The sequence below is a fragment of the Marinobacter bryozoorum genome (assembly GCF_023156245.1).
Taxonomy (GTDB): Bacteria; Pseudomonadota; Gammaproteobacteria; order Pseudomonadales; family Oleiphilaceae; genus Marinobacter; species Marinobacter bryozoorum.
The window spans coordinates 19,326-30,753 of record NZ_JAKZAH010000041.1 but is presented as its reverse complement, the minus strand read 5'-3'; the positions used below and the strand labels follow the sequence as shown (position 1 = coordinate 30,753).

Here is an 11,428-nt window from a genome sequence, read left to right as displayed (position 1 = left end):
AACCACCACACCTTCGGACTGGCGCCTTGGCCAGAGGCCCCAGCGTCACGCAGTAGGTCAGCGAATTAACCAAACGGAACACTAGTCACGGATGGCCCATTGAAGACAGAGAGCGAGACCGCCAGCGAATGCAGAAGCAAAAGAGCACCGTCCACCTGCTGATCATGGACCCGTCCCAGAACGATGCGGAATCACTGGTCAGCCTGCTGCGCAATTCCGGTCGTGCAACCCGGGCCCACCGGGTCACCTCGGCGGAAGACCTGGACGAAGCTATCCGCACCGGCCAGTGGGACCTGTTCCTGGCCAGGGACAATCACCCGGAGTTCGTTCCGGACGATGCCCTCGCCACCATCCGCCGGCTCGACAAGGACATTCCCTTTGTCCTGCTGACCGAAACAGAGGACCTGGACCGCTCTCTCGCCATCATGAAAGCCGGTGCCCAGGATACATGCCCGGTTGGCGAAACCGAGCGCCTGGTGCTGGTTATCCGCCGCGAACTGGCCAACCTGGATGAGCGCCGCCGTCGCAGGGTGCTGGAGTCTCACCTCAGGGAGGCCGAGGCACGCTGCCAGTTGCTGCTGGAAAGCTCCAAGGACGCCATCGCCTACGTCAATGATGGCATGCACGTCTATGCCAACCATGCCTACATGGATTTTCTGGGTTATGACGACCTGGATGAGCTCATGTGCATCCCACAGCTGGATACCCTGGCCCCGGGCAGCCGGGACGACCTGCGCAAGTTCATGAAAGCCTTTGCCGAGTCCAGGGAAGACGGCATGACCCTCAACGCGGTCGCCCGACGCAGTGATGACCGGGACATCGACATTACCATGACGGTGTCAGCGGCAACCTACGATGGTGAAGCCTGCATCCAGGTGATCATCCAGCCTGAGAGCAATGATGCCGAATTACAGGAAAAGATCCGCGAGATCAGCAACCAGGACTTACTGACCGGACTCTCCAACCGGCAGTACCTGATGGAGCAGCTGACACGGGTCATTGCCACTGCCGGCGAGAAGAACCAGACCGGTGCACTGGCCTACATCGGCATCGATCGCTTTGTCAGCCTGAAAAACGATCTGGGCATCGCTGGAATCGACCTGCTGTTACGGGATTTCGCAGCACTGCTGGAGAAACAGGCCGGAGAAGACATGGTGCTGGCCCGGATCAGCGACGATGCGTTCTGCCTGCTGGCCCAGCCGTTCGAAGAACAGGCCATGACCGGATTGTGTGAGTCGGTTCGCAAGGCCGTTGACGACCACCTGTTCGACATCCAGGGCCGCTCCGCCCAGGTCACGGTATCCATCGGGGTGGCTGCCATCACAGAGAACGCCCCCAAGGCAGCCGACCTGCTGGGCCGGGCCCACATTGCCCATGGCGCGGTTCGCAAGCAGCCTGGCCATGAGAACGGCAACGGCGTGGTGGCCTATAACCCGGCCAAGTACGAAAAGCTGGATGATTCCAACTCCCTTGACGCCATTGCCAACGCGCTGGAAGAAAACCGCTTCCGCCTGCTGTTCCAGCCGATCATCAACCTGCGGGGAGAAGGCGAGGAGCACTACGAAGCACTGGTGCGAATGCTCGACAAGGACGGCAACGAAGTGTCCCCCTATGACTTCCTGCCACCGGCGGGTCCGTCAGACATGGCCAGCCGGATTGACCGCTGGGTGGTACTGCAGACCATCAAGCAACTGTCCCGGCATCGCAGCCACGGGCACGATACCCGCCTGTTCCTCAACGTTACCGCGGAAACGCTGCAGGACAAGACCTTCAGTCAGTGGCTGAGCGTGGCCCTGAAGGCCGCCCGCCTGCCCGGCGACTCACTGATCTTCCAGATGCGGGAAGGCGACGCCAACAATCACCTCAAGCAGGCCAGGGACTTCACCCGTGCGCTGAAAGAGCTGCACTGCAAGGCTGCCCTGTCCCAGTTCGGCTGCGCCCTGAACCCGTTCAACACCCTCAAGCACGTGGATGTGGACTACGTAAAGATCGACGGGTCCTTCACGGAGGAAATCCAGAAGAGCGAGGAGGCGAAAGAGAAGGTAAAAGAGATGGTCCAGGCACTGCAGAGCAACGGCAAGCTCACCATCATTCCGCTGGTGGAGAGTGCCGCGGTGCTGGCAACGCTCTGGCAGGCCGGCGTGAACTACATCCAGGGTTACTACCTGCAGGCGCCGGTACCGGAGATGAACTACGACTTTGGCGATCAGTAACCGCAGGGCAACAGACCGTCCCGGCGGTTACTGACCAACCGCTGCCGTGCTCAGCGGGGCGAGGCCAGCCGGGTCTCGGACTCGCGGTAGCCCAACAGGTAGAGAATGGCATCAAGGCCCAGCGTCGAAATGGCGTGGCGGGCAGATTCCTTCACCAGGGGCTTGGCACGGAAGGCCACCCCTAACCCGGCCTGGCTCAGCATGGGCAGATCGTTGGCCCCGTCGCCGACCGCAATCACCTGCTCCCGTGAGATCTTCTCCCGCTCAGCAATTTCCAGCAGCAACTGCGCCTTGCGAGCGCCGTCCACGATCGGCCCGGCCACCCGACCGGTGACCTTGCCATCCACGATTTCCAGTTCGTTGGCATAGACATAGTCAATGCCCAGCCGCGCCTGCAGGTGCCGGGCAAAGTAATTGAAGCCACCGGACAGAATAGCCGTACGATAGCCCAGTGAGCGCAAGGTACGGATCAGGTACTCGGCCCCCTCGGTCATGGTCAGGCGGGCGGCGATGCGCTCCAGCACCGACTCATCCAGCCCCTTGAGCAAGGCCAGCCGCTCGGCAAAGCTCTCACTGAAATCCAGCTCGCCACGCATGGCCCGCTCGGTGATCTCCGAGACCTGCTCACCCACGCCGGCTTCCAGCGCCAGTTCGTCAATGACCTCCGCCTCTATCAGGGTGGAATCCATATCAAACACCACCAGGCGACGGTTACGACGGAAGATGGAATCTTCCTGGAAGGCGATGTCTACATTCATATCACCGGCGATCTTCAGGAAGTCCGAGCGCAGGTCTTCCAGGTCTTCGGGCGTGCCCCTGACGGAGAACTCGACGCAGGCGATACGGTTATCACCCTGGTCCAGAGACGGTCGCGCCGACAGGCGGGTGATATTGTCAATGTTCAGGCCATGGCGGGCGGTGATCTCGGAAACCCGGGCGATCTGCTCCGCCTTGATGTCCCGGGAAAGCAGGGTCACCATGTAACAGGCCCGGTTGCGGCCTTCCGCCCACTGCTGGTATTCGGCCTCGGTGATCGGCGCAAAGCGTACCTGCAGGTCCAGGGAGTGAAGCCGGAACAGCAGCTCCCGAATCACCGGCGAGGCCTGTGACTCATCGGGAATCTCCGCCAGGATGCCCCAGGTCAGGTAGTCATGGATCACCGCCTGGCCAATGTCCAGGATGCGGACGTCATACCGCCCCATAATACCGGTGATCTCGGAAGTCAGGCCCGGCTTGTCACGACCGGACACATTGATCAGGACCAGTTCACTCACTGTCTTCGTCTCCGGCAGCCGTTTCATCAGTGCCGGCTGCAGCAATCACATCAATACCATCTACCCGTTGCAGTCCCCGGGGCAACTTGTGACCGCGCCGCCCCCGCTCACCCAGGTAGTGTTCCAGGTCGCTGAAACGCAACCCCAGCTTGCGCTTGCCAGCACGGATTTCCAGGTGATCCTCTTGCCCGAACAGGGTCAGGGCAACCACATACTCTTCCCGGCTCTGGACCCTTGCCGAGGGAATACTGATGACCTTGTTACCCTTGCCCCGAGCCAGCTCCGGCAGCTGCTCCAGTGGGAAGACCAGCATCCGCCCCTCGTTGGAAATCGCCGCCAGGTAAAGGGGCTGCTCCCGGCGAGGCACCGGTACCGGCGCCATCAGCTTCGCCCCTTTCGGAATCGTCACCACCGACTTGCCGTTGCGGTTCTTGCTGATCAGGTCAGCCGCACTGGCCACGAACCCGTAACCTGCGTCAGTGGCCAACAGGTACTTTTCGTCGGGATTGGCCATCAGCAGCCCGGCAAAGGTGGCACCGGAAGGCGGGTTGATGCGACCAGTGAGTGGCTCCCCCTGCCCCCTGGCCGAGGGAAGGCTGTGGGCCATCAGGGAATAGGCCCGGCCGGTAGAGTCAAGGAAGACTGCGTTCTGGTTGTTGCGCCCCTTCGCGGCCAGTGCAAACTGGTCGCCAGCCTTGTAACTCAGGCCTGCCGGGTCAATGTCATGGCCCTTGGCTGCCCGCACCCAGCCTTTTTCGGAGAGCACCACGGTCACCGGGTCGTTGGAAACCAGGTCGGCCTCGGAGAAGGCCCGGGCCTCCCCCCTTTCAACGATGGGAGAGCAGCGGTCGTCACCGTAGGTTTCCGCGTCCGCCAGCAGTTCATCCTTGATCAGCTCCCGCATGCGGTCTTCGGAGCCCAGGATGGCCTGGAGCTCATCCCGCTCAGCAGCAAGCTCGTCCTGCTCGCCACGGATCTTCATCTCTTCCAGCTTGGCCAGGTGGCGCAGTTTCAACTCGAGGATGGCTTCGGCCTGTTCCGCCGACAACCCGAAGCGCTTGATTAATTCCGCCTTGGGCTCATCCTCGTAGCGAATGATGCTGATCACCTCATCGATGTTCAGATAGGCAATCAACAGACCTTCCAGGATATGCAGCCGGGCCAGCACCTTGTCCAGCCGGTATTGCAAGCGACGGGTCACCGTGGTCTTGCGGTAGGCCAGCCACTCGGTGAGCATGGTGTGCAGGTTCTTCACCGCCGGGCGGCCATCATTGCCAATGACGTTCAGGTTAACCCGGTAGGTTTTCTCAAGGTCTGTACTGGCAAACAGGTGGGCCATCAGGCCTTCCACATCGACCCGGGATGAGCGCGGCACGATCACCAGGCGGGTGGGATTTTCATGGTCGGATTCGTCCCGCAGGTCCGCCACCATGGGCAGCTTGCGGGTCTGCATCTGCTGGGCAATCTGCTCCAGCACCCGGTTGCCGGATACCTGGTGCGGCAGGTCGGTAATCACCACGTCACCGCTCTCCCGCACCCAGCGGGCCCGCATACGCAGGCTACCGCGACCCGTGTGGTACATCTGGCGGAGGTCCTTGCGGGGTGTGATGATTTCAGCGCCCGTGGGGAAGTCCGGTCCCTTGATGTGTTCACACAGGTCATCCACATCCGCGTCCGGCTTGTCCAGCAAGCGCACACAGGCGGCGGTTACTTCACGCACGTTATGGGGCGGGATGTCCGTCGCCATACCCACGGCGATGCCGGTGGTACCATTAAGCAGCACGTGGGGCAGGCGGGCCGGCAGGGTGGAGGGCTCGTCCATGGTGCCGTCAAAGTTGGGCACCCAGTCCACGGTACCCTGACCCAGCTCGCTGAGCAGCACTTCCGAGAACTTCGACAGGCGCGACTCGGTATACCGCATGGCCGCGAAGGACTTGGGGTCGTCCGGCGAGCCCCAGTTGCCCTGCCCGTCCACCAGCGGATAACGATAGGAGAACGGCTGCGCCATCAGCACCATGGCTTCATAGCAGGCACTGTCCCCATGGGGGTGGAACTTGCCCAGTACGTCACCGACGGTACGGGCCGACTTCTTGTACTTGCTGGTAGATTTGAGCCCCAGCTCCGACATGGCGTAGATGATGCGCCGCTGCACGGGTTTGAGTCCGTCACCGACGTTGGGCAGCGCCCTGTCGAGGATGACGTACATGGAGTAATCCAGGTAGGCCTTTTCCGTGTAGTCCCTTAACGAAACCCGCTCAAAACCTTCGTCGGTGGTCTGAAACTCTGGCATGAATGCCCCTTGCTCCGGAAATGGGTTCTCCCGCGACCAGCCCCGCACCCGGTCTCTGGGCCGCTACAGGTACGTACAGGCAGGTCACTGTAATGCTTGCCGCACGGCGGTGTTCCGTATGGCGAGGGTCATTATATGGAGGCAAGGCGCAATAGACCAATTCTGCAGGGGCAATCCCCGGAGGTTTTTTCCAATAGCGGAATTCCCGCATGTTTCCGGCCAACCGGTCACCGTATTCTCGTCGAGGATTGTAGATTAAGGATTCGACATCTGAATACCGGAACAGCTCCATACTCCGGCCCATCACTCAGAGCGAACACTATGAAACTGACTCTCAAGGCATGCCGCCAGGCGGTTCTTACCGCCGCGATTAACGGCGCACTGGCCCTGGCGTTGATGCTCCTGGTGGAGTTCTCACTCAGTGGCAGCCTGGTACTGACACGACCGTTCCTGATTGCGGGCATCCTGGTTGCCCTGGTGATCTTCGTCGGCCAGTTCTTCCGGCAGCTCAGACTCTGCCGCCAGAATGAAGAAGGGGCCCCTACCAAGTAAGGGCTCCTTTTCTCCCTGACCGGATGCAGCTCCGGCTGTCATCACCTTTCGTTACTGGCGAATACCCTCAACCGAGATTTCCAGCGTTACCGTATCGGAGGCAGGGCCAAGGTCCATGGGGATACCGAAATCCTTCATGCTGATCTCTGTTTCGGCATCAAAGCCCATACGGTAACCACCCCAGGGGTCTTCACCATGGCCCTGCAGCTCAACATCCAGGGTAACCTCACGGGTAACGCCACGCAGGGTCAGCTCGCCGATGACCTCGGCCTCATCGCCGTCGTCGTCCAGTTCGACACGGGTGCTGCGGAAGGTGGCCTCCGGATAGTCATCAACAGCAAGGAAGTCGTCACTGCGCAAGTGCTTGTCACGCTCGGCGTGGTTGGAGTCCACACTGGCCGTGTCGATGGTTACGTTGACGGTGCTGTTTTCGGGGTTCTCCGCATCAAACACAAACTCCCCGTCAAAGTCGTTAAAGCGACCGTACAGCGTGCTGAAGCCCAGGTGAGACACTTCAAAGGTAATGAACTGGTGCGCTCCCTCGGTATCAAAGGCGTAGGTACCACTATGTTCGTTAGCCAGGGCCTGGCCAGCAACAGCCAGGGTCATTGCAGAGGCAAGAAGGGTCTTTTTCATAACGTTTATCTCCTTTGGTGTTTCCATTGACCAGGATGGTCGGTAAACCTGCTCAGGGCCGTTTTTTCAGGGTGACCGGTAGCATGCGCCGAAGGGTGTCGTCACGGTCCACCAGGTGATGCTTGATAGCCGCGAGGCCATGGGCGGAGGCCAGTACCACCAGTGCCCAGGTCACCCAGTAATGCACATCCCCGGCCACATCCTCCATTCCCCGAATGCGACCAGTCACCGACGGCACTTCGAACCAATTGAATACGCGGACAGCCGAGCCATCGGCTGTCGAAATCAGGTAGCCACTGACCATGGCGGTAAACAGCAGCAGGTACAACAGGCCGTGGGCCACCCGCGCAGAGACCACCTCAACCGGGGAGTGGGTTGCCAGCGGCCCGGGAGAGGTATCCGCCAGCCGCCAGGCCAGGCGCAGGGTGAGCGTAAGGAACAGCAAAATGCCGATGCTGCGATGCACATGGGGCGCCAGCCGGTACAGCTCGTCGTAATAGGTAAGATCGACCATGTAGTAACCCAGGCCAAAAAGCCCGAAGACGGCCAGGGCCACAACCCAGTGAAGGGTAGCGTGGACTGCACCAAATCGTCTGGACGAGTTCCGTAACTGCATGATCAACCTGTTTCCCTGATGGCTTCCGAAAGGCTTGCCCGGATGGACCCGCCACATTTGCATGAGCCGGTGTCGGTCCCGATACCCACCAGCATAGGAACCGGGCGGCCGGAAACCAAACGCAATATTCTGCCCGCCCTGTTCAGTTTTTCTGAAGGATGGCTTCAAAAGGCGCACCTACCCCGTTGGTCGTATGTGGGTTTTACGGATTCAGAACCACCTTGGAAAACCTATAATAGAGCCATCACTTTCACAGGGCGGAACGCCCAAATGCACAGGGAGAAGACCATGGAATTCGAATTTGACGAATCCGTCGTGGTACCAAGCAACAACTGATAACCATGCAAGGGCGGACTTCCGCCCTTCATTATTGGTGGCGCCCCTGCCGGAACTCCAGGGGCCTGCTGATACGTTTCCCTGCGCACCACCTGAGTTACCGAAGTCGTCATCCCCAGCTCACTCACATCACATCGTTACATTGTTTGACATCGCTTACTGGCGCCAACCGAGAACTTCTGGCACTATCCGGAAGTGAATCACTTATTCCGGTAACATAACCACGGCCCCACGGACAGTTGCCCGGGGTTATAAGAGTCGCCCAGAATTCAGACTATGACCTATCTGTCAGAACAGCTGTCCGGTGCCGACCTGGAGCTCCTGGTTCCCCTGTTGAACCAGGAGGATCAGCAGTGGACTGGCCGCTTCCATGGGCTCATCCTGAAAACCGCGCTGCAGCCCATCTTCAGCATCTCCCACAAGCGTATTATCGGCTACGAAGCGCTGATCCGGGCCTTTGACCCGGATAACGCCAGTATTCCCCCGGCCCAGCTTTTCGGCCTGCCGGATACTGACCAGGAAAACATGCTGCTGGACCGACTCTGCCGGCTGCTCCATATCCGGAACTACGCCGCCTTCGAAGACGATATAAACTGGCTGTTCCTTAACGTATCGCCGAGAGTGGTGGCGTCAGGCTACCGGTACGATTCCTTTTTCGGAGAGCTTCTGCGCCGGTCAGGCCTGCCCCCGCACCGAATCGTGGTGGAGATTGTTGAACAACCCACCGATGACTCTGCCCGCCTGCGGGAAACCGTCAACTATTACAAAGAGCTGGGCTGCCTGACCGCCATTGATGACTTTGGCGCCGGCCACTCCAACTTCGAGCGTATCTGGAACCTGTCCCCGGACATCGTCAAGCTGGACAGAACCCTGACCCTGCGTGCCAGCAGTGACCCCAAGGCCCGCCAGATCCTCAACGGTATCGTATCGTTACTGCACCAGTCCGGTTGCCTGGTGCTGCTTGAAGGCGTGGAAAACCACGACCAGGCCATGATCGCCATCGATGCCGGGGTGGACTTCGTGCAGGGGTTCTATTTTTGCCACCCGCGCGTGGAACTGGACGGCATCACCAACCAGGTGGCGGATTTCGAACGCCTGATGGGGGACTACAAGAATCGACACCGGATCCGGCTGGACCCGACCCAGCAACTGGCGGAGTTTTTTACCGGTCATTTCCTGGATGCCATTGAGAAGATGAAAGGCGGCGACTCGCTGGCAGATGCCTGCGCGGGCATCCTGGCCCACCATACCGTCTCCCGCTGCTACCTGATTGACGATCGGGGAGTGCAGATCGATGACACCGCCTCCGGGCAAGGCGCATGCGGCGAACTCGATCCGAAATACCGTCCACTGGAGAACACCAGCAGTGCGGACTGGTACCGCCAGCATTACCTGAAGCAGGCGCTGGCCCAGCCCAACCGGATGCAGGTGACCAGCCCCTACCTGTCCATTACCGGGGTCTACATGTGTGTCACCCTGTCACTGGGGTACCGGTTCAATGGACAGTTACGGGTGCTTTGTTGCGATATCCTGGCTGACCAGGGGCCCCTGGCCAGCGCCTGACAAAACCATTCAGACCGCCACGTCTGCCATATTGCCGTAGGCCTCCAGCCAGCTGCGGCGATCGCCTGCCCGCTTCTTGCCCAACAACATATCCATCCGCTCAATGGTGTCGTCGCCCTCTTCCAGGGTCAGCATCACCAGGCGGCGGGTATCCGGTGCCATGGTGGTCTCCCGCAACTGCAACGGGTTCATTTCACCCAACCCCTTGAACCGGGTGACCTGGATCTTGCCCTTGCGCTTTTCCGCCGCCAGCCGGTCAATGATGCCCTGCTTTTCGTGCTCGTCCAGCGCATAGAAGGTTTCCTTGCCCAGGTCCACCCGGTACAGGGGCGGCATGGCCACGAATACATGCCCGGCATCCACCACCGGCCGGAAGTGCCGGACAAAGAGCGCACACAGCAGGGTGGCGATGTGCAAACCGTCAGAGTCCGCATCGGCCAGAATGCAGACCTTGTTGTAACGCAACCCGGCCAGCTCATCGGAGCCCGGGTCAACGCCGATGGCCACGGCAATATCATGCACTTCCTGGGATGCCAGAATCTCCGAGGAGTCCACCTCCCAGGTATTCAGGATCTTGCCCCTCAGGGGCATCACAGCCTGGAACTCCCGGTCACGGGCCTGCTTGGCGGAACCGCCAGCGGAGTCGCCTTCCACCAGGAACAGCTCGGACCGGCTCGCATCCGCCCCGGAACAATCCGCCAGCTTGCCCGGCAGGGCTGGCCCGGAGGTCACCTTCTTGCGGGCTACCTTGCGGCTCGCGCGCAGGCGCCGCTGGGCATTGCTGATAAACAGCTCGGCCAGGGCCTCGGCTATGTCGGTGTGCTGGTTCAGCCACAGGCTGAAAGCGTCCTTTACCACCCCGGAGATAAACGCCGCCGCCTCACGGGAAGACAGCCGCTCCTTGGTCTGGCCGGAGAACTGCGGGTCCTGCATCTTGAAGGAGAGCACATAGGCGCAGCGTTCCCAGATATCCTCCGGGGTCAGCTTGACGCCCCGGGGCAGCAGGTTGCGAAACTCACAGAATTCCCGCATGGCCTCCAGCAGGCCGGTGCGGAAGCCATTGACGTGGGTGCCACCCTGGACCGTGGGAATCAGGTTAACGTAGCTCTCGGTAACGGATTCGCCCCCTTCAGGCAGCCACTGCACCGCCCAGTCTACCTCCTCGGCGTTGCCGGCAAAGCGACCGGTGAACGGCTCCAGCGGCACCGCCTCGATGTCGGCCAGTTCGCTGCGCAGGTAATCCCGCAGACCATCCTCGTAATACCACTCGTCTTTCTCGCCGGTCTGTTCCTGGGTAAAGGTAACTGTCAGGCCGGGGCAAAGTACCGCCTTGGCCCGCAGGTTATGCTGCAGACGACCGATGGAAAACTTCGGCGAGTCAAAGTATTTCGGGTCCGGCATGAAATGCAGGCGGGTACCGGTATTGCGCTTGCCTACCGTATCCACAACTTCCAGCTCCGACGCCTTTTCGCCATCGGCAAAGGTCATCCGGTAGAGGTTTCCGTCCCGCTTGATGGTGACTTCCAGGTGGGTGGACAGGGCGTTGACCACGGACACACCAACCCCGTGAAGGCCACCGGAAAAGTTGTAGTTACCCTCGGAGAACTTGCCCCCGGCATGGAGCCGGCTGAGGATCAGCTCCACCCCCGGGAGACCCTCCTCCTTGTGCATATCCACCGGCATACCCCGGCCGTCATCCTCCACCGACAGGGAACCGTCGGCATACAGCACCACGTCCATTCGGCGGGCATGGCCGGCGAGGGCTTCGTCCACACTGTTGTCGATCACTTCCTGGGCCAGGTGATTGGGGCGGCTGGTGTCGGTATACATCCCCGGACGCTTGCGCACCGGGTCCAGGCCGCTGAGGACTTCAATCGAGTCGGCGTTATAGGTTTTCTGGCTCATAGGAAGGGGGCAGCTCCGGATGTGCTGGGACATGTGGAGTCAT

8 protein-coding genes are annotated in these 11,428 nt (G+C 60.5%); 3 read left to right on the top strand and 5 right to left on the bottom strand.

The window, feature by feature from the left end:
- Positions 1 to 128 precede the first annotated feature (128 nt).
- Positions 129 to 2,213, top strand: coding sequence for an EAL domain-containing response regulator (locus tag MLC59_RS16830; protein WP_248236571.1), 2,085 nt, complete (start codon positions 129 to 131; stop codon positions 2,211 to 2,213).
- A gap of 50 nt (positions 2,214 to 2,263) precedes the next feature.
- On the opposite strand, the gene serB is transcribed toward MLC59_RS16830, so the two are convergent.
- Complete coding sequence (gene serB, locus MLC59_RS16825; RefSeq protein ID WP_248236570.1) at positions 2,264 to 3,487, bottom strand: phosphoserine phosphatase SerB; 1,224 nt, start codon at positions 3,485 to 3,487, stop codon at positions 2,264 to 2,266.
- Complete coding sequence (gene parC, locus MLC59_RS16820; RefSeq protein WP_248236569.1) at positions 3,480 to 5,777, bottom strand: DNA topoisomerase IV subunit A; 2,298 nt, start codon at positions 5,775 to 5,777, stop codon at positions 3,480 to 3,482. The genes serB and parC overlap by 8 nt, the downstream gene beginning before the upstream one ends.
- A gap of 321 nt (positions 5,778 to 6,098) precedes the next feature.
- On the opposite strand from parC, the gene MLC59_RS16815 reads away from it, so the two are divergent.
- Positions 6,099 to 6,329, top strand: coding sequence for a hypothetical protein (locus MLC59_RS16815; RefSeq protein ID WP_248236568.1), 231 nt, complete (start codon positions 6,099 to 6,101; stop codon positions 6,327 to 6,329).
- A gap of 51 nt (positions 6,330 to 6,380) precedes the next feature.
- On the opposite strand, the gene MLC59_RS16810 is transcribed toward MLC59_RS16815, so the two are convergent.
- Complete coding sequence (locus MLC59_RS16810) at positions 6,381 to 6,965, bottom strand: YceI family protein (RefSeq protein ID WP_248236567.1); 585 nt, start codon at positions 6,963 to 6,965, stop codon at positions 6,381 to 6,383.
- A 52-nt stretch (positions 6,966 to 7,017) separates the two neighbouring features.
- Positions 7,018 to 7,581, bottom strand: coding sequence for a cytochrome b (locus MLC59_RS16805; protein ID WP_248236566.1), 564 nt, complete (start codon positions 7,579 to 7,581; stop codon positions 7,018 to 7,020).
- 612 nt (positions 7,582 to 8,193) lie between these two features.
- Here MLC59_RS16805 and MLC59_RS16800 point away from each other — a divergent pair.
- Positions 8,194 to 9,480, top strand: coding sequence for an EAL domain-containing protein (locus MLC59_RS16800; protein ID WP_248236565.1), 1,287 nt, complete (start codon positions 8,194 to 8,196; stop codon positions 9,478 to 9,480).
- Positions 9,481 to 9,489: 9 nt separating this feature from the next.
- On the opposite strand, the gene parE is transcribed toward MLC59_RS16800, so the two are convergent.
- Positions 9,490 to 11,385 carry a DNA topoisomerase IV subunit B gene (gene parE, locus MLC59_RS16795; RefSeq protein WP_248236564.1) on the bottom strand — a complete coding sequence of 632 codons (1,896 nt, stop codon included), beginning with the start codon at positions 11,383 to 11,385 and terminating at the stop codon, positions 9,490 to 9,492.
- Positions 11,386 to 11,428 lie beyond the last annotated feature (43 nt).

Bases quoted from the DNA above. Each gene is read 5' to 3' on its own strand.
- MLC59_RS16830 (WP_248236571.1), top strand. From the start codon at position 129: ATGCAGAAGCAAAAGAGCACCGTCCACCTGCTGATCATGGACCCGTCC.
- parC (WP_248236569.1), bottom strand. From the start codon at position 5,777: ATGCCAGAGTTTCAGACCACCGACGAAGGTTTTGAGCGGGTTTCGTTA.
- MLC59_RS16815 (WP_248236568.1), top strand. From the start codon at position 6,099: ATGAAACTGACTCTCAAGGCATGCCGCCAGGCGGTTCTTACCGCCGCG.
- MLC59_RS16810 (WP_248236567.1), bottom strand. From the start codon at position 6,965: ATGAAAAAGACCCTTCTTGCCTCTGCAATGACCCTGGCTGTTGCTGGC.
- MLC59_RS16805 (WP_248236566.1), bottom strand. From the start codon at position 7,581: ATGCAGTTACGGAACTCGTCCAGACGATTTGGTGCAGTCCACGCTACC.
- MLC59_RS16800 (WP_248236565.1), top strand. From the start codon at position 8,194: ATGACCTATCTGTCAGAACAGCTGTCCGGTGCCGACCTGGAGCTCCTG.
- parE (WP_248236564.1), bottom strand. From the start codon at position 11,385: ATGAGCCAGAAAACCTATAACGCCGACTCGATTGAAGTCCTCAGCGGC.